Consider the following 17,334-nt stretch of genomic DNA (forward strand, 5'->3'; position numbering starts at 1 on the left):
ATGCTTCAGTTCGGCCGTGCGATGACCATCGTCGTGAAGGCGCCTTCCTGCACGATTTCGTCATGCTGGTTGTGGACGGCGATGTCGCGAACGATGACGCCGCGATCGCCCTTGCTGGTCCGGCGGGTGCTGGAGACCGTCAGTTTCAGTCGCAGCGTATCGCCGAAGAACACCGGCTTTTTGAACTGCCAGTTGACGCCGAGCAAGGCCACCGCGGTGCCGTCGAGGCCGCCATCGCGGTCGGCGAGGCCGGCCGAGACGATCAGCGCCAGCAATCCGTGCGCGATCGGCTTGCCGAAGGGGCCGCGGCTGGCGAACTGATAGTCGGTGTGGGCGGGATTATAGTCGCCCGACAGACCGGCAAACGCCATGACGTCGGCCTCGGTGATGGTCCGGCCCGGTGACCAGAACACATCGCCTTCATGAAAATCCTCGAAATAGCGGGCCATTGTCGTCCTTTAACAATGATTCTTGGTAACCATCCGTTAACCGATGGCGTCATTTTCGCCATTTTTGGCTTGCCGCAGGTTAGCGCTATCATGCCCGAACTACAAGCGGCCTCCGGTCAGGCAGAGGCAGGGGGCGTAAGGGCGGAGACCGGAGATGGGCGGCGGAAAGCGTGAGGTCGAAGGCAACGGGCAGAGGGCAGAAGGCAGAGGGGACAGGAAACAGCACGCAGGACGGAAGGCGGCGGGCGGCAGGGCGGGGTGGAAGACGGCGCATGCGAGGCGGCGCGGAGGGTGGCGGCCCGATTGCCGCGGAAACTCCCTTGTCTGTTCGCGCCGGGACCGCTCGAATGCCGCGGACCTTTCGCGTTGGCGCCTCGAGCCTTATCAAGGGAGGCGGCTCCAGAAGATGGACATTTCCAGGACGGACATCCCGATGCAGCGAGCGGGTTCAAAGCTCCAGGTCGGCTTGAAGCAGCAGGCGGGCTCAAGGCATCGGGTCGGCTCGACGCGTCGGATCGGCGCGATGGTGATTGCGCCGACCTCTGCCGGGCGCGGCCGGTGCTGATGCGTGACCGCTTCACCATTGCGCGGGCGCGAACAGCCGAGGACCTGCGCGATGTCGCGCGCCTCTTCAAGCGCTATGCGGCGACGCTGCCAATCGATCTCGGCTACCAGGGCTTCAACTCGGAAGTCGCCGGCCTGCCCGGCAAATACGCGGCGCCGGAGGGTGAGCTTTTCCTGGCGCGGGATGCCGCAGGCGGGGCGGTCGGCTGCGTCGGGCTCCGGCCGTTGCCGGCCGAGGGCGAGTGCGAGCTGAAGCGGCTCTTCATCCTGCCGGAGGCGAGAGGAAGCGGGCTGGGCCGGGCGCTCGCCGAGGCGGTCGTCGCACAGGCGCGGACGCTCCGCTATCGGCGGATCCGGCTCGACACGCTTTCCAGCATGCAGGCCGCGCTCGCGCTCTACCGCGGCCTCGGCTTTCAATCATGTGACGCCTATTACGCGCCGACGCCACCTGGAACGGTCTTTCTGTCCCTGGAACTCTAGCGCGGTGCCGAAATCGCGAAACGTTGATCTTGCTTGTATCGACCGGATCGGAATGGAAGCGTATTTTCTGCTGCACGCTCTTGTTTGAATACATCGATCTTGCAAGCACCTAAGCATTTCATCCGCTCTTCCAAGACTTCCCGTGAACTCGGCAGCGAAAGTCTGTTCGCCGGAGGCGGGTGAGCGCCGCTTGATGAGACCGATGCCTGGTCGGGCCGATCTTGCGGGCGCTGCTCTCCGGAGCTTGCGAGCCTGCAATATCCGCAAATGGCAAATGCAAGATCCGCAGATATCGAAGGGCTCATTGCTTTGGTTCAAGCGAGGTCCATCCGGCCTTGCCCGCAACGGCGACGCACCGGATCGGGCCCGCCCCATCACGGGAGGCGTTCATGCGCGCCGGGAATCTTCATGCCGTTGCCGCGAATTTTCCTATCCGGGCAGTGATCCTGCAATCGGCCGCCGCGCTGGCGGCGCTGGTGCTGGTGTCGGCGCCCGCGGGCGCGCAGCAGGTGACCGGGACGCCCGGCGCACCCGACGCCACCACGACGATCGACGGGCGCTATCTGCCCAATCCGCCGCCACCCTTCGGCGGAGAGATAAATCTGAACGCGGCGCAGTCGCGGCCGTTCTGGCCGCCGCGCATCGTGCCGCCGGCCGGCGCGCCCAATGTGCTGCTGATCATGACCGACGATGTCGGCTTCGGCGCGCCAAGCACCTTTGGCGGCGTCATCCCGACGCCCGCGCTCGACCGGATCGCCGCAAGCGGCCTGCGCTATACGCAGTTCCATTCCACCGCGCTCTGCTCGCCCACCCGCGCGGCGCTGATCACCGGGCGCAACCACCACTCGGTCGGCTTCGGCCAGATCTCCGAAATGGCGACGGGCTACCCCGGCTATGACAGCATCATCGGTCCGGAATCGGCGACGATCGGCGAGATCCTGCGCGAGAACGGCTACGCCACGTCGTGGTTCGGCAAGGACCACAACACGCCCGCCTTCGAGGCGAGCCAGGCCGGCCCCTTCGACCAGTGGCCGGGCGGCATGGGCTTCGACTATTTCTACGGCTTCGTCGGCGGCGACACGAGCCAGTGGCAGCCGAATCTCTTCCGCAATACCACGGCGATCTATCCCTATCTCGGCCACCCCGGGTGGAACCTGACCACGGCGATGGCGGACGAGGCCATCAACCACATCAAGATGCTGAACGAGGTCGATCCGTCGAAACCGTTCTTCGTCTATTACGTGCCGGGCGGCACGCATGCACCGCATCATCCGACGCCCGAATGGATCGACCGGATCAGCGCCATGCACCTGTTCGACCAGGGCTGGAACGCGCTGCGCGACCAGATCTTCGCCAACCAGAAAAAGCTCGGCGTCGTTCCCGCCGACGCGCAGCTGACGCCCTGGCCGAGCGATCGGCTGAAGAACTGGGACCAGCTCTCCGCCGACGAAAAGAAGATGTTCATCCGCCAGGCCGATGTCTACGCGGCCTATCTCGCCTATACGGATCACGAGATCGGCCGGGTGATCCAGGCGGTGCAGGATGCCGGCAAGCTCGACAACACGCTGATCATCTATATCAGCGGCGACAATGGCTCGAGCGCCGAGGGTTCGCTCAACGGCACGCCGAACGAGGTGGCCCAGTTCAACAGCGTCGAGGTGCCGGTCGCCGACCAGCTCAAATATTTCTACGACGCCTGGGGATCGGACCAGACCTATCCGCACATGGCGGTCGGCTGGACCTGGGCCTTCGACACGCCCTACAAATGGACCAAGCAGGTGGCGTCGCATTTCGGCGGCACGCGCCAGGGCATGGCGATGTCGTGGCCTGACGTCATCAAGGATCCCGGCGGCATCCGCAACCAGTTCCACCATGTCATCGATATCGTCCCGACCATCCTCGAGGCGACGCATATCCAGGCGCCGGTGATGGTGAACGGCGTGGCGCAGAAGCCGATCGAGGGCGTCAGCATGGCCTATACATGGGACAAGGCCGATGCCGACGTGCCGACCCGGCACGAGACGCAGTATTTCGAGATGTTCGGCAATCGCGGCATCTACCACAAGGGCTGGTACGCCAATACGGTGCCGATCAGCCCACCCTGGGAACTCGGCGCGACGCCGAATCCCGACGTCATCAACGCGTATAAGTGGGAACTCTACGACCTCACCAAGGACTGGACGCAGAACAACGACCTGGCGGCGGCCAATCCGGCCAAGCTGACGGAGATGCAGGAACTCTTCCAGACCCAGGCGGCGCGCTACCAGGTGTTCCCGCTCGACAATTCCGTGGCCACGCGGATGGTGACGCCACGGCCGAGCGTCACCGCCGGGCGATCCGAATTCACCTATTCGGGTTCGCTGACCGGCATTCCGATGGGCGACGCGCCGCAATTGCTGGCGACCTCCTACACGATCACCGCCGATGTCGACATTCCGGAAGGCGGCGGCGACGGCATGATCCTGACGCAGGGCGGCCGGTTCGGCGGCTACGGCTTCTATGTGCTGAAGGGAAAGCCGGTCTATGTCTGGAACCTGCTCGACCTGAAGCGGGTGCGCTGGGAGGGCAAGGAGGCGCTGACGCCCGGCAAGCACCGGCTTGTGTTCGATCTCAAATATGACGGGCTCGGCTTCGGCACCTTCGCCTTCAACGACATGAGCGGCGTCGGCCGGCCGGCGGACGGGACGCTTTCGGTCGATGGCAAGGTGGTGGCGAGCGAGCGGATGGAGCAGACGGTTCCCGTCATCCTGCAATGGGACGAGACGATGGACATCGGCTCGGACACCGGCACATCGGTCGACGACCAGGACTACCAGGTGCCGTTCCCCTTCGCCGGCGCGATCGACCGGCTGACGATCAAGATCGACCGACCGGTGCTGTCGCCCGCCGATATCCAGCGCCTGCGCGCGGCGCAGCGCGACAATCATTCGAGCGAGTAGCCGTACGGACCGGATCGGCGGCCGCTCGCGCGGCGGTTGATCTGCCTCAAGGGAGGATGCGGCCGCAGGCGGCAAACTGTCCGGACGGGCCGAGGCCCGCGGTTCGGAACAGGAAGGGTAGGGGAATGCTGGCAAGGGACATCATGCATGGGCCGGTAATCTCGGTCGAGCGGGAGACGCCGGTCGCCGATATCGCGAAGCTGCTGATCGAAAAGCGCATCAGCGCGGTGCCGGTGATCGACGACAGCGGCGCTCTCGCCGGCATCGTCTCGGAGGAGGACCTGATCCATCGCGAGCGCGCCGGCACCGAGATCGGCCGTCCCTGGTGGCTCCGCATCTTCGCCAACGACCAGATCCTGGCCGACGACTACGTCAGGAGCCACGGCATGCGCGCGACCGACGTGATGACGAGCGAGGTGATCTCCGTTCCCGAGGATGCGCCGCTGCTGAAGATCGTCGAGCTGATGGCGAAGAACCATATCCGCCGCGTCGTCGTGCGCGACGGCAACCGGCCGGTCGGCATGATCTCGCGCGCCGATGTGCTGCGCGCCGTCGACGAGATCGAGCAGACGCGGCAATCGACCGACCGGGACCGCGAGATCCGCACGCTGCTCTTGACCGAACTGCGCAAGCAGCCCTGGTTCCGCCTGCAGGACCAGGACGTCGCCGTCTCCGGCGGCGTCGTGACCTATCGCGGCGTCGTCGGCACGCCGTCGGAGCAGGCGGCGCTGCGCGTCGCCGCCGAGGCCGTTCCCGGCGTCGTCCGCGTCATGGACCTGACGCTCGCCGAGAGCGACACGACGCTGTTCTAGCCGCGCGGGCCGGCCCTAGGCGGAGCCGGCGCCGTAGGGCCAGCTCCAGTCGCGGATCTCCGGCATGTCCTCGCCGTGGCGGCGGATGTATTCCTCGTGCTCGATCAGCTTGTTCTGCATCGCCTGCTTGGCGTGCGCGGCGGCGGGCAGGAGGCCGGGCACGCGGTCGATCACCGTCATGGCGAGGTGGAAGCGGTCGAGGCCGTTGATCACCGTCATGTCGAACGGCGTCGTCGTCGTGCCTTCCTCCATGAAGCCGCGGACATGGAAATTGGCGTGGTTGGTGCGCCGGTAGGTCAGCCGGTGGATCAGGTGCGGATAGCCGTGGAAGGCGAAGACGACCGGCTTGTCGGTGGTGAACAGGCCGTCGAAATCGCGCGCGGCGAGGCCGTGCGGATGCTCGCTCTCGTCCTGCAGCGCCATCAGGTCGACGACGTTGACGACGCGGATCTTCAGCGCTGGGAAATGCTGGCGCAGCAGGTCGACGGCGGCGAGCGTCTCCAGCGTCGGCACGTCGCCGGCGCAGGCCATGACGACGTCGGGCTCGGCGCCCTGGTCGTTGCAGGCGAAATCCCAGAGCCCGATGCCGGCGCGGCAGTGCTTCACCGCGCTCTCCATGTCGAGCCATTGTGGCCCCGGCTGCTTGCCGGCGACGATGACGTTGATGCGGTCATGCGTGCGCAGGCAATGGTCGCCGACCCAGAGCAGCGTGTTGGCGTCCGGCGGCAGGTAGATGCGGACGATGTCGGCCTTCTTGTTCGCCACCACGTCGATGAAGCCGGGATCCTGGTGGCTGAAGCCGTTGTGGTCCTGGCGCCAGACATGCGAGGTGAGCAGGTAGTTCAGCGAGGCGATCGGCTTGCGCCAGGGCAGCTCGCGCGAGACCTTCAGCCATTTTGCGTGCTGGTTGAACATGGAATCGACGATGTGGATGAAGGCCTCGTAGCAGGAGAACAGGCCGTGCCGGCCGGTGAGCAGGTAGCCCTCCAGCCAGCCCTGGCAGAGATGCTCGCTCAGCACCTCCATCACCCGCCCGTCCGGCGACAGGTGGACGTCCTCCGGGATCGTCGGCTCCATCCAGGCGCGGTCGGTCACGGCGAACACGGCGTCGAGCCGGTTCGAGGCGGTCTCGTCCGGCCCCACGATGCGGAAATTGCGCGTCTCGGCGTTCAGCCGCATCACCTCGCGCAGATAGGCGCCGAGCACCCGCGTCGCCTCGGCTTCGACGGCGCCGGGGGCGGCGACCGTTACGGCGAAATCGCGGAAATCCGGGCAGAGCAGCGGCCGCCGCAGCAGGCCGCCATTGGCGTGCGGGTTGCTGCCCATCCGCCGCGTGCCGGCCGGGGCGAGCGCCCGCAGCTCTGGCAACAGCCGGCCGGCCTCGTCGAACAGCTCTTCCGCCCGGTAGCTCTTCAGCCAGCTTTCGAGCTGGGCGAGATGGGCCGGGTTGCTGGCGATGCCGGAGAGCGGCACCTGGTGCGAGCGCCAGAACCCTTCCGTCTTCAGCCCGTCCACCTCCTTCGGGCCGGTCCAGCCTTTCGGGCTGCGGAAGACGATCATCGGCCAGAGCGGCCGCTCGACCGGCCCGCCGGAGCGCGCCTTGGCCTGGATGTCGCGCAGCCGTGCCAGCGCCGCGTCGAGCGTCGACGCCATCGCCGCGTGCATCGCGGCAGGCTCCGAGCCCTCGACGAAGAACACTTCGTGGCCGAGGCCCTCGAAGAATTTCCTGAGTTCATCGTCGCCGAGGCGGCCGAGCAGGGTCGGGTTGGCGATCTTGTAGCCGTTCAGGTGCAGGATCGGCAGCACGGCGCCGTCGCGGGCCGGATTGATGAACTTGTTCGATTGCCAGGAGGCGGCGAGCGGACCCGTCTCCGCCTCGCCGTCGCCGACCACGCAGGCGACGACGAGATCGGGATTGTCGAAGGCCGCGCCATAGGCATGGACAAGCGCATAGCCGAGCTCGCCGCCCTCATGGATCGAGCCGGGCGTATCGGGCGAGGCATGGCTCGGCACGCCGCCCGGGAACGAGAACTGGCGGAACAGCCGCCGCATGCCGTCCTCGTCCTCGGCGATCTCGGGATAGATCTCGCTGTAGCTGCCTTCGAGATAGGTGTTGGCGACCACCGCCGGGCCGCCATGGCCGGGGCCGCAGATGAAGATGACGTCGAGGTCGTCGCGCCGGATGACGCGGTTCAGATGGGCATAGAGGAAGTTGAGGCCCGGCGTCGTGCCCCAGTGGCCGAGCAGGCGCGGCTTCACATGGTCGATCCGCAGCTTCTCGCGCAGCAGCGGATTGTCCATCAGGTAGATCTGGCCGACCGAGAGATAGTTGGCGGCGCGCCAGTAGCGGTCGATCAGCGCGAGTTCCTCGGCGCTGGCCTTATTGGCGTCGGTCATCTTCGATCCTTCCTCCGCTCGGACCGGCGTCACGTTCGACGCCGCCTGGTTTTCCTCATGCCGGCGACCCGATTCCTGCGGGATGCGGCCGGCGCTTGCCTTGATCGGCATCAAACCGCGTTTGGCAGGATGCCCCGCAGCAGGGTGGCGGCCTCCTCGGCGATTACCTGCTCCTCGTCGGTCGGGATCACCCGCACGGCGATCCGGCTGGACGCCGCCTCGATGCGGGTGGCGTTGGCGGCGTTCGCCTCCGGGTCGATCGCGGCGCCGAGCCAGGCGAGATGCGCGCAGACGGCGGCGCGCACGGCCGGCTGGTGCTCGCCGATCCCGGCGGTGAAGACGACGCCGTCCAGCCCGCCCAAGGTGGTCGCGAGCGCCGCCACCGACTGGGCGATGCGGAAGGCGAAGATCTCCAGCGCCTGGCGAGCCTCGGGCGCGCCGCTCTCGGCGAGCATGCGCGCATCGGCGCTGATCCCGGAAATCCCCAGGAGGCCGGAGCGGTGATAGAGCATGTCCGAGACCGCCTGGGCATCGAGCCCCCGCTGTTGCAGCAGGTGCAGGAGGACACCGGGGTCGAGCGCGCCGCAGCGGGTCGACATCGGTATGCCGTCGAGCGTCGAGAAGCCCATGGTCGTGTCGCGGCTCGCGCCGCTTTCGAGCCCGCAAAGGCTGGCGCCGCTGCCGAGATGGGCGACGACGACGCGGCCGCGTGCAAGCTCGGGAGCCGTCCGGGCGAGTTCGCCCGCGATGAAGCGATAGGAAAGCCCGTGGAAGCCGTAATGCTGGATGCCTTCGTCGAAGAGCGCGCGAGGCAGGGCGAAGCGGCGCACGCGTTCGTCCTGGCTGCGATGGAAGGCGGTGTCGAAGGAGGCCGTCTGCGGATGCTCGGGCCAGAAATGACGGATCGCCCTGATCAGCCGCAGGCTCTGCGGCTGGTGCAGGGGCGCCAGCGGCGTGAGCGCGGCGATCGCCTCCAGCGTCTCGTCCGTGATGCGCTCCGGGCCGGCGAAGCGCGCGCCACCATGCACGACCCGATGGCCGAACGCTGTGATCGGGTGCCCCGGCAGGTGGTGCGCCAGCCATTCCAGCGTTTCTTCCATGACCTCGTGCAGGTCGGGCGAGGGGCGGGCCGTCAGCGTGATCTCGGCCCTCTGTCCGTCCACGTCGATGCGCAGGCTGAGCGGGTCGTGCTGCAGGTCGATGATGCCGCGGCCGAGCCGGCGCGGGCCTCCCTCGTCGAGCGCGTAGAGACCGAGCTTGATGGTCGACGAGCCCGGGTTGAGGGTGAGCAGGATCGGCGTGGCCATGGCGCGTCCCGAGGTTGCAGCATTGCGCCGACGATACCCTTTTCGCGAGCAAGATCCACCCGCGACGACGGGATGACACGCGCTTGCGACGGGGCGTCGCGGTTGGCGGGATTGACGTTGTCGCCGCGCCGGTCGCAACTTGGCGTTGGGGCTTGATCGAGGTCAATGCCGGCGACGTCCGGTCTGCGAAGCTTGCCGGATGGTCGGCAGTTGCGATGACGGGAGCCCGGTGGCGATCGCCAGCCTCGGCCGGTTCTTCCCGTCCGCCTTTCGCGGATGGGCCCATTTCTCCGTCCCACTTCCGGGAGACTGCCATGCTAGTCGAGACCGTGATGACCAGCCCGGTCATCAGCATTTCCCCTTCCACCACCATCGCGGAAGCGGCGCGGCTGATGCTGTCGCACCGGATCAGCGGCCTGCCTGTTGTTTCGGAAGACGGCGGGGTGGTCGGCATGGTGAGCGAGGGCGATTTTCTCCGTCGCGGCGAACTCGGCACCCAGCAGAAGCGGTCCTGGTGGCTGGAGCTGTTCTCCGGCCAGGGCCAGGCGGCGGAAGATTATGTCCGCGCGCATGGCCGCAAGGTCGGCGAGGTGATGACCAAGGGCGTCTTCACCACCAACAGGGAAGCCTCGCTGGAGGAAGTGGTCGAACTGATGAGCCGCCACGGCATCAAGCGGCTTCCGGTCGTCGACAATGGCAAGCTGATCGGCATTGTGTCGCGATCCGATCTGCTGCGGGCGCTCGCCCGCGCTCTGCCGGGCGACGACGCCGTCGTCTCCGACGACGAGCGTATCCGCGAGGCGATCGTGGCCGAGATCGCGAAGCAGAGCTGGGGCAGCGGCGGCCTCGTCCGCGTGACGGTCCGTGACGGCGTCGTCGAGCTGACCGGTACGATCTTCGACGAGAACACGCGCGCGGCGGCGCGTGTCGCCGCCGAGAACGTCCCCGGCGTCAAGGCGGTCAATGACCAGATCATCTGGGTCGAACCGGTCTCCGGCACGGTGATCCTGCCGTCCGACCGGAAATAAGGTCGGGGGGGCTCTCCAGCCCGCTTGGGAAGGGGGGCAGGGAAATCCCTCACCCCAACCCTCTCCCGCATGCGGGAGAGGGCTGGGGTGAGGGGCTTGCTTCGGCCTTCGTCGGCGTCGAGAGCTAAAGCCCCAGCCGATAGAACGCGTTGGCGTTGTCGCGGTATATCTTCCGCGTCTCGGCCTCGGAGAGGCCGAGATCGGCGAAGGCGCGATCCAGCACCTCGACCCAGCGCGGTAGCGTCGTCGCCTGCAGGCAGACGGGATAATCGCCGGCATAGATGACGCGGTCGACGCCGAAGGTCTCGATCGTCGCCGCGATGAAGGGACGGAGATCCGCCTCGCTCCAGCGCTGCCAGTCGGCCTCGACCGGTAGGTCGGAGAGCTTGATCGAGAGGCTCGGATGGCGCGCCAGTTCGGCGATGTCGGCGCGGTATTGCTCGATCGCGCCGGCCCGGATGCCGGGCTTGCCGCAATGGTCGAGGATCATCGGCACATCCGGGATGTGCTTCACGAACTCGCGGACGAGGTCCATCTGCGTGTAGTTGACGTTGATCTCGAAATGCATGCCGAACTTTTCGAGCAGGTTCACGCCCGCGATGAAATCGGCGCTCAGCGTCAGCGCGCGCGGATCGGCTTCGAACTCGACGATGCGACGGATGCCCTTCACCATCGGGTGCTTTTCGGCCATTTCCGCCAGGATCGGCTCGGCCCGCGCGCCGCGTTCGAGCGGCGCCATCGGCACGATCGCCTTCAGGCGAGGATCGCGCCTTGCCTCGTCCTCGACGAAGGCGACCTCCTCCAGATACTGGCCGCTTTCGGAGTCGAAATCGGCGAAGCATTCGAGGAACACCATCGCCTCGACCGCGACCGGGCCGAGGTCGCGGGCATAGTCCTCGACATGATAGGGCCGATCGAACAGCGGGTTGCCCTTGATCCAGGCATAATCGAGCCGGGCCGGATCCCAGATATGCAGATGGGTATCGATGATCGGAAAGGCGGGCATCGGCGGCTCTCTTTTCGGATTCAGGGCGTCGGCGCATCGGCGCGCAACAGGCCCTTATGCTTCAGCTCGGCCCAGAGCGCGTCGGGAATCGCGTGCTGCATCGAGGCGATGTTGCGGGTGACATGGTCGGGCCGGAAGCCGCCGGGGATCACCGAGGCGACGATCGGATGATGCAGTGGAAACTGCAGCGCGGCGGCGGCGAGCGGCACGCCGTGCCGGGCGCAGACGGCCTCGATGCCCCGGACATGCTCGGCTTCGGCCGGCGTCGGCGGGTGGTAGTTGTAGGTCGCGCCCGGAACGACGCCGGTGGCGAGGATGCCGGAGGCGAAGACGCCGCCGATGACGACGCCGACGCCGCGCTGCTCGCAGAGCGGGAATTCGTGGTCGAGCACCGGCTGTTCGGCGAGCGTGTAGGGCAGGGCGACCAGGAAGAAGTCGAGGTCGAGCAATTCGAGGAAGCGGGGAATCGTGCCGATGCGGTTGACGCCGGCGCCGATGGCGCCGATCCGGCCCGCCGCCTTCAGCTCTTGCAGCGCCCGCATGCCGCCCGTCGCGAGCTCGGCGAGATGGGCGCTGACGAGCGCCTCGGAACCGAGATTGGCGAGGTCGAGATCGTGGATCAGCAGGGCGTCGACGCGGTTGAGGCCGAGCCGCTGCAGGCTGTCCTCATAGGAGCGCAGGATGCCGTCATAGCTGTAGTCGTGGCGGTGCTCGAAATGCAGCCCGTTCGGCCAGTCGCGCGTGCTGGCGGCGAAGGCGGCGGGATCGGCCGGCGCGGTGAAGACGCGGCCGACCTTGGTGGTGATGCGGAAATCCTCGCGCTTCTGCCGGCGCAGGAAGCGGCCGATGCGGTGCTCGCTCAGGCCCCGCCCGTACCAGGGCGAGGTGTCGAAATAGCGCAGGCCCGCGTCCCAGCCCGCCTGCAGCGTCGCCTCGGCCTCGTCGTCGCTGACGACGGTGAAGAGATTGCCGAACGGCGCGCCGCCGAAGCCGAGCTGCGGCAGGCGGAGCTCCGTGCGGCCGAGGCGGCGAAGCGCAAACGGATCCATGGCCGTCTCAGGCCGCCAGCTGCCGGAACGGAGTCGCGACCGGCACGATCTCAGCGATCAGTTCCTCGATCTCGCGCGCCGTGATGCGGTCGATCGCGGTCGTCGGGCTGCGGACGACGGCGGTGCGGATGACGCCGCGACGGACGAGGATCTGCTTGTGAATGAAATAGAAAATGTCGCCGCCCTGTACGGCGAGCCGGTTGATCGCCATGATCGTCGCGTCGAAATGCCGGCGCGCCGTCGCCTGGTCACCCTTGCGGAACGCGTCCCAGACGGCGACGAAATCGGCCGGCTGGCTGCAGAACGGCATGGTGCCGAGCGCGCCGCGCCGGAGTTCCTCGATGAAATAGCTGCCGCCGGCGCCGCCGAAGATGGTCAGCCGGTCGCCGGCCTGTTCCGCCATCGCGGCGACCTTGCTCGTCACCGGCAGGGTCTCGACCTTGATGTATTTCACGTTCGGGCATTCGGCCGCGATCTTCAGCGCCAGTCCCGGCGAGATTGGCGCCTGCGGCACGTCCTGCAGGATAACAGGAATGCCGACGGCGGCGTCGATCGCCTTGTAGTAGTCGAAGATCTCGTCCGGGCTGACCGGCATGAAGGAGGGCGGGATCACCATCAGCATGTCGGCGCCGGCCGCCTCCGCCGCCTTCGAATAGAACACGGCGAGGTCGGTGCCGGCGGCGCCGGAATTGATGACGATCGGAACGCGCTTGGCCGCCGCCTCGATGACGACGCGCGTCACCTGCGCCCGCTCGGCCTCGTTGAACTTGAACACCTCGCTGCCGAGCGCGACGCCGAGCCCATGCACGCCCGCGGCGATGTTGAACTCGACCAGGTTGGCCAGGCTTTCCTCGTCGATCCGACCGTCTTCATGGAACGGCGTCACCAGGATCGGCACGACGCCGTGCAGCGCGGGGAGGGACATGATGTTCTTCTCGGCTCTTCGGAATGAAATGCGTGATTATGACTTGTGAAACATCTCTTCGACCGGCGCCTGCCAAGGCGTGCCGTCGTCGTTGTATTCCATGTAGGGCTCCATCATCTTCCACCAGCGCAGCGTGACGGGGTCGTGCGGCGTGCCGGGCGGCGGCAACTGGTCGCGCTCCAGATAGGCGAAGAGCAGCAGCCCGTAGCGGTAGATCGAGAAGTTGCGGATACCGTCGCGCTCCATGTTGGCCAGCATCTCCGGCCAGATCTCGTCATGCTTCTGCTTGTAGATCGCCTCAAAGCCGGGCTTCAGCTTCATCACCCATGCGACCCGCATGTCCGCTCCTCACTGTTTCGCTTCGATGGCCACGGCCGGCCAGGTGCCGCGGAAGCCGAGGCGGCGGCTGACATGGCCGCAGGCCTCGTTCAGCATCTCGACCAGCGGCAGCACCTCGGGACCGGGCGCCTTCTGCGACGGCCCGGTGATGCTGATGGCGCCGACCGGCCGCGCCATGGCGTCGAAGATCGGCACCGACACGCAGTAGACGCCGAGCACGACCTCCTGGTCGTCTATCGAATAGCCGCGCTCGCGGATGCGCTGCAGCTCGGCCTCCAGCACGCCGGCGTCGGTGATCGTCTTCACCGTGAAGGCGGGCAGCGGCCCGCCGAGCACCTCGCGCTGCTCGCTCTCGGTCATGAAGGCGAGCATCGCCTTGCCGGCGCCGCCGCAATGCAGCGAGCCGCGCGCGCCGATGCGCATGTCGAGCTGCATGCCCTGGTTGCCGCGCACCTTGTCGATGCAGACGCCGTGCTTGCCGCTGAGCGCGTTGATGTTGACCGTCTCGCCGGTGGTCTCGGCCATCTTCTCGGCGAAGGGCCGGCAGAGCGCCGGCAGGGCGATCCGTTCCAGCTGCAGGCCGCAGATCTCCAGCAGCCGGAACGACAATTCCCATTCGCCGCCGGGCGTCCGCTCGGCGATCCCCTCCTGCTCGAGGTCGAGCAGGAGGCGATGCACCGATCCGAGCGGCAAGGCGAGCTGGGTGGCGACCGCGCGCACGCCGAGCGGGCTCTTGCGGGCCAGCAGCTCCATCACCTGCACGGATCGGCGGATGCTCGACATGGGCGCTACCAGAACTTCTTCTCGAGCGCCAACGGGTCGATCAGGTTGTCGTCGATGTAGTCCCACTCGATCTCGTAGCCCATGCCGGGCCCCTTGGGCATATGGACATAGCCCTCGCTGTCGATCCGGTCGCAGGTGTTCCTGAGGTAGGGGTGCGGCGCGTCATAGTCGACGCCGGGGGCGAGCAGGCCCTTCTCGTAATATTCGGACGTATCTTCCGAGGTGGCGCCGAGCACCTGCAGATTGCCCCAGCCGGCCATGTGCATCTCGCAGCGCAGGCCATAGGCTTCGGCGACGATCGCCGTCTTGCGGGCGCCGGTGATGCCGCCGCGCACGACGTCGATGCGGCTCATGTCGCCGGCGCCGCGCAGGATCCACTCGGCCCGGCTGAACACGCCGCCGGCGACGATTTCCGGCGACAGGATCGGGATCGACAATTCGCGCGACAGGCGGACATAGCTCTCGACCCGGTATTCCGGCATCGGGTGCTCGTACCAGTAGAAGTTCAGCTTCTCCAGCTCGCGGCCGACCTGGATCGCCTCCTCCATGGTCATGTAGGTGCCCCAGGGATCGAACATCAGCACATAGTCCGGCCCGACCGCCTCGCGGACGAGATGGCAGGTCTCGATATCGGCCTTGATGTTGGAGGGGCGGCCGGGCGTCGGCTGGCCGGTCTCCGGGTTCCAGAAGTAATGCGGGTGGATCTTGTAGGCCTGGTAGCCCTCGTTCTTGCAGGCGAGCGCGTGCTCGGCATAGACGCGCGGCACGCCGATGTTCGGATAGGTCGAGGCATAGGCCTTGACCTTCTCGCGGCCGGCGCCGCCCATCAGCTTGTAGACCGGCGTGTTGAAGGCGCGCCCGGCGAGATCCCAGAGCGCGTTGTCGATGACGCTGGCGACGTTTTCCGGAATGTTGGCGACCCAGAGCCACTTCCAGACCATCTCGCGGTCGAGCGGATCCTGGCCGCGCAGCAGCGGCAGGATGCGGCCGCGGATCATCTGCTGGTCGACGACATTCAGCCCCTCGGCGTCACCATGCGAGCCGCCGCCGAAATAATAGCCGGTGACGCCCTCGTCGGTGTCGATCGCCAGCACGGTCTGCATCAGGTCGGCCTTGGGCACCGGCAGGGCGTGGCCCACGTCCCAGCGGTCGGCCCAGGTCTTGAAGGTCTTGATCTTGATGTCGGTGATTTTCACGGATGCAGTCCTCTGGCAGGCGAAAAGGCAAGAGCAGGAGCGGGAGAAAGCGGCGGGGCTCTATTCATAGGCGTCGCCCCCGCGCATCCGGTCGAGCAGCACGGCTGCGAGCAGCAGCAGGCCGACGATGATGTTGACGTAGTAGGGGCTGATCGCCTTGAGATCGAGAAGGTTCGAGACGCCGGCGACGGCGAGCAGGCCGAGCGCGCCGCCGATCGGGTTGCCGACGCCGCCGCGCAGGATCGAGTAGCCGCCGATCATCAGCGCGGCATAGACCTGGAACTCGAGGCCGAAGCCGGTGGCGCGGGCGGCGCTGCCGAGCTGGGCGGTGAAGAAGATGCCGCCGAGCCCGGCGCCGAACGCCGAGAGCAGCAGCGCCGCGACGCGGATGCGTTTGACCGGGATGCCGGCGCGCGAAGCCGCCTTGTCGTCGCCGCCGACCGCCTGCACATGCCGGCCGAAGCGCGTCTTGGTGACGACGGCGGCGGCGATCACGGTGAGGACGATCGCGATCAGGAAGAACAGCGGCAGGCCGAACAGGGTCTGGTTGACCAGGTCGGAAAGGCCGGGGTTGAAGGAGAAGATCGCGCCCTGCGGCCCGAGCAGCACCCAGGTGATGCCGCGCAGCGCCACCAGCATGCCGAGCGTCGCGGCGATCGCCTCGGCACCGAAGCCGACGATGGCGATGGCGTTGATGGCGCCGAAGCCGAGGCAGGCGGCGAGCGTTACTGCGGCGGCCGCCCACGGGTTCCACGAGAGCGTCAGCAGCAGCGCGAACAGCGCCGACGAGAAGCCGACCATCGAGCCGATCGAGAGATCGACGACGCCGGAGAGCAGGGCGAAGCCGGCGCAGGCGCCGACAACAAGCGGCACGATCAGGAATGCGCCCATGATGCCGATATTGCCGAAGGCGAGGAAGCGCGGGCCGACCCAGATCAGGCCGACCGCGACGACGGCGATCACCGTGAAGGCGATGCTGGCGACCGGGCCGGTCAGCAGGTCGCGCAGCGGGTGATGCGGCACGATGTAGGGTGCGGGTGCCGGCGCGGTACGGCTGGCGGTGGCGTCGGTCATGGAATTCCCCTCCGCGCCCGGTAGCCGTCGAAGGCGACCGCCGAGATCAGGATCAGGCCCTGGAAGATCGATTGGGTGTCGGAGCTCAGGCCGAAGAAGACGAGCGCCGTCGGAATGGTCGACAGGAAGCCGACGCTGAGCAGCAGCATCCAGAAGCTGCCGCGTCCGCCCGCCAGCGAGATGCCGGCCAGGATGACGCCAGCGATGACGTTCAGCTGCAGCGCATTGGCCGAGCTCGGATTGAACGGGCCGCTGGTGGCGCAGAACAGCACGCCGGCGAAGCCGACGAAGCCGCCCGCCGCCGTGAAGATGGCGAAGCGGGTCGCCTTCAGCGAGATGCCGCGGGCGCGCGCCGCCATCCGGTTGCCGCCGACGGCGATGGCGCGGCGGCCATAGCGGGTGCGCGGGATCAGGAAGCCGACGATCAGCACGAGCGCCAGCATCGGCCACCAGATCGCCGGCAGGCCGAGCAGCTTGGCGCGGCCAAACTGGTGGATCGCCGAGCCGAGCGGGACCTCGGCCAGCTGGAAGGCGAAATAGAGCGCGGCGAGGCCGATGAAGTTGGTGGCGAGCGTGACGATGACCGGGTTCAGCTTGGCGCCGACGATGATGACGGCGTTGGCGAAGCCCCAGGCCATGCCCGTCAGCACCGCGCCGAGGATGACGAAGGCGAAGGGGAGGCCGGCTTCCGACAGGCGGACGGCGACGAGGCTGGACGCGATCAGCGCCGCCGGCTGGCTCAGGTCGAGGAAGCCGCCCGAGATCGCGACCAGGCCCTGGCCGATCGCCATCACGCCGACGATCGACATGGTGAAGCTGATGGCGAGCACGGTCTGGTGCGACAGGAAATCGGGCCGGTAGAGGCCGGTGGCTGCGATCAGCAGCAGCCACACGGCCAGAAGCGTGAGGCCGGTGCCCCAGCCCTGCAAACGCATCCCGGGCGATAGCGCCCGGGCCGGGCTTTCGAGGCGTTGGTCAAGGGACAT

At 67.3% G+C, this 17,334-nt stretch carries 15 protein-coding genes; 4 read left to right on the forward strand and 11 right to left on the reverse strand.

The window, feature by feature from the left end:
* Positions 1 to 5: 5 nt before the first annotated feature.
* A complete protein-coding gene (locus tag WFK98_RS01900) occupies positions 6 to 449 on the reverse strand; it encodes a MaoC/PaaZ C-terminal domain-containing protein (protein WP_266339140.1) in 444 nt (147 codons plus the stop codon).
* A 564-nt stretch (positions 450 to 1,013) separates the two neighbouring features.
* On the opposite strand from WFK98_RS01900, the gene WFK98_RS01905 reads away from it, so the two are divergent.
* From WFK98_RS01905 to WFK98_RS01915, 3 genes are all read left to right on the forward strand, one after another.
* Entirely contained in the window at positions 1,014 to 1,493 is a 480-nt protein-coding gene (locus tag WFK98_RS01905; RefSeq protein WP_336799587.1) for a GNAT family N-acetyltransferase, read from the forward strand.
* A gap of 389 nt (positions 1,494 to 1,882) precedes the next feature.
* Positions 1,883 to 4,432, forward strand: coding sequence for an arylsulfatase (locus WFK98_RS01910; RefSeq protein WP_336799088.1), 2,550 nt, complete (start codon positions 1,883 to 1,885; stop codon positions 4,430 to 4,432).
* A gap of 125 nt (positions 4,433 to 4,557) precedes the next feature.
* On the forward strand, positions 4,558 to 5,244 hold the full coding sequence (locus WFK98_RS01915) for a CBS domain-containing protein (protein ID WP_266339142.1): 687 nt from the start codon (positions 4,558 to 4,560) through the stop codon (positions 5,242 to 5,244).
* Between the two features lie 15 nt (positions 5,245 to 5,259).
* Here WFK98_RS01915 and WFK98_RS01920 read toward each other — a convergent pair whose 3' ends face one another.
* Together WFK98_RS01920 and WFK98_RS01925 are read right to left on the reverse strand one after the other, a co-directional pair.
* Positions 5,260 to 7,641, reverse strand: a complete 2,382-nt coding sequence (locus WFK98_RS01920; RefSeq protein ID WP_336799089.1) for a phosphoketolase family protein — start codon at positions 7,639 to 7,641, stop codon at positions 5,260 to 5,262.
* A 110-nt stretch (positions 7,642 to 7,751) separates the two neighbouring features.
* The gene (locus WFK98_RS01925; RefSeq protein ID WP_336799090.1) at positions 7,752 to 8,948 is read right to left on the reverse strand and encodes an acetate/propionate family kinase; all 1,197 of its coding nucleotides are present in this window, start codon (positions 8,946 to 8,948) and stop codon (positions 7,752 to 7,754) included.
* A gap of 314 nt (positions 8,949 to 9,262) precedes the next feature.
* Between WFK98_RS01925 and WFK98_RS01930 the strand changes: the two genes are divergently transcribed.
* Positions 9,263 to 9,976, forward strand: a complete 714-nt coding sequence (locus WFK98_RS01930) for a CBS domain-containing protein (protein ID WP_336799091.1) — start codon at positions 9,263 to 9,265, stop codon at positions 9,974 to 9,976.
* Positions 9,977 to 10,100: 124 nt separating this feature from the next.
* On the opposite strand, the gene WFK98_RS01935 is transcribed toward WFK98_RS01930, so the two are convergent.
* The 8 genes from WFK98_RS01935 to WFK98_RS01970 are packed head-to-tail and all read right to left on the reverse strand — an operon-like array spanning position 10,101 to position 17,334.
* Positions 10,101 to 10,982, reverse strand: a complete 882-nt coding sequence (locus WFK98_RS01935; protein WP_336799092.1) for an amidohydrolase family protein — start codon at positions 10,980 to 10,982, stop codon at positions 10,101 to 10,103.
* 20 nt (positions 10,983 to 11,002) lie between these two features.
* Positions 11,003 to 12,031 (reverse strand): aldo/keto reductase, encoded by a 1,029-nt coding sequence (locus tag WFK98_RS01940; RefSeq protein WP_336799093.1) that lies wholly within the window; start codon positions 12,029 to 12,031, stop codon positions 11,003 to 11,005.
* Positions 12,032 to 12,038: 7 nt separating this feature from the next.
* On the reverse strand, positions 12,039 to 12,956 hold the full coding sequence (locus WFK98_RS01945; protein WP_336799094.1) for a dihydrodipicolinate synthase family protein: 918 nt from the start codon (positions 12,954 to 12,956) through the stop codon (positions 12,039 to 12,041).
* 36 nt (positions 12,957 to 12,992) lie between these two features.
* Positions 12,993 to 13,295 carry an L-rhamnose mutarotase gene (locus WFK98_RS01950; protein WP_266339149.1) on the reverse strand — a complete coding sequence of 101 codons (303 nt, stop codon included), beginning with the start codon at positions 13,293 to 13,295 and terminating at the stop codon, positions 12,993 to 12,995.
* Positions 13,296 to 13,304: 9 nt separating this feature from the next.
* Positions 13,305 to 14,078 carry an IclR family transcriptional regulator gene (locus tag WFK98_RS01955; RefSeq protein WP_336799095.1) on the reverse strand — a complete coding sequence of 258 codons (774 nt, stop codon included), beginning with the start codon at positions 14,076 to 14,078 and terminating at the stop codon, positions 13,305 to 13,307.
* A gap of 5 nt (positions 14,079 to 14,083) precedes the next feature.
* The gene (locus tag WFK98_RS01960; RefSeq protein WP_336799096.1) at positions 14,084 to 15,274 is read right to left on the reverse strand and encodes an enolase C-terminal domain-like protein; all 1,191 of its coding nucleotides are present in this window, start codon (positions 15,272 to 15,274) and stop codon (positions 14,084 to 14,086) included.
* Positions 15,275 to 15,334: 60 nt separating this feature from the next.
* Entirely contained in the window at positions 15,335 to 16,348 is a 1,014-nt protein-coding gene (locus tag WFK98_RS01965) for an ABC transporter permease (RefSeq protein WP_336799097.1), read from the reverse strand.
* Entirely contained in the window at positions 16,345 to 17,334 is a 990-nt protein-coding gene (locus WFK98_RS01970; protein WP_336799098.1) for an ABC transporter permease, read from the reverse strand. Before WFK98_RS01970 ends, WFK98_RS01965 begins: the two co-directional genes overlap by 4 nt.

The organism is Kaistia sp. MMO-174, assembly GCF_037147815.1.
Classification (GTDB): domain Bacteria; phylum Pseudomonadota; class Alphaproteobacteria; order Rhizobiales; family Kaistiaceae; genus Kaistia; species Kaistia nematophila.

Coding starts and splice junctions, on each gene's coding strand:
- WFK98_RS01900 (WP_266339140.1), bottom strand. CDS start 449: ATGGCCCGCTATTTCGAGGATTTTCATGAAGGCGATGTGTTCTGGTCA.
- WFK98_RS01905 (WP_336799587.1), top strand. CDS start 1,014: ATGCGTGACCGCTTCACCATTGCGCGGGCGCGAACAGCCGAGGACCTG.
- WFK98_RS01910 (WP_336799088.1), top strand. CDS start 1,883: ATGCGCGCCGGGAATCTTCATGCCGTTGCCGCGAATTTTCCTATCCGG.
- WFK98_RS01915 (WP_266339142.1), top strand. CDS start 4,558: ATGCTGGCAAGGGACATCATGCATGGGCCGGTAATCTCGGTCGAGCGG.
- WFK98_RS01920 (WP_336799089.1), bottom strand. CDS start 7,641: ATGACCGACGCCAATAAGGCCAGCGCCGAGGAACTCGCGCTGATCGAC.
- WFK98_RS01925 (WP_336799090.1), bottom strand. CDS start 8,948: ATGGCCACGCCGATCCTGCTCACCCTCAACCCGGGCTCGTCGACCATC.
- WFK98_RS01930 (WP_336799091.1), top strand. CDS start 9,263: ATGCTAGTCGAGACCGTGATGACCAGCCCGGTCATCAGCATTTCCCCT.
- WFK98_RS01935 (WP_336799092.1), bottom strand. CDS start 10,982: ATGCCCGCCTTTCCGATCATCGATACCCATCTGCATATCTGGGATCCG.
- WFK98_RS01940 (WP_336799093.1), bottom strand. CDS start 12,031: ATGGATCCGTTTGCGCTTCGCCGCCTCGGCCGCACGGAGCTCCGCCTG.
- WFK98_RS01945 (WP_336799094.1), bottom strand. CDS start 12,956: ATGTCCCTCCCCGCGCTGCACGGCGTCGTGCCGATCCTGGTGACGCCG.
- WFK98_RS01950 (WP_266339149.1), bottom strand. CDS start 13,295: ATGCGGGTCGCATGGGTGATGAAGCTGAAGCCCGGCTTTGAGGCGATC.
- WFK98_RS01955 (WP_336799095.1), bottom strand. CDS start 14,078: ATGTCGAGCATCCGCCGATCCGTGCAGGTGATGGAGCTGCTGGCCCGC.
- WFK98_RS01965 (WP_336799097.1), bottom strand. CDS start 16,348: ATGACCGACGCCACCGCCAGCCGTACCGCGCCGGCACCCGCACCCTAC.
- WFK98_RS01970 (WP_336799098.1), bottom strand. CDS start 17,334: ATGTCCCTTGACCAACGCCTCGAAAGCCCGGCCCGGGCGCTATCGCCC.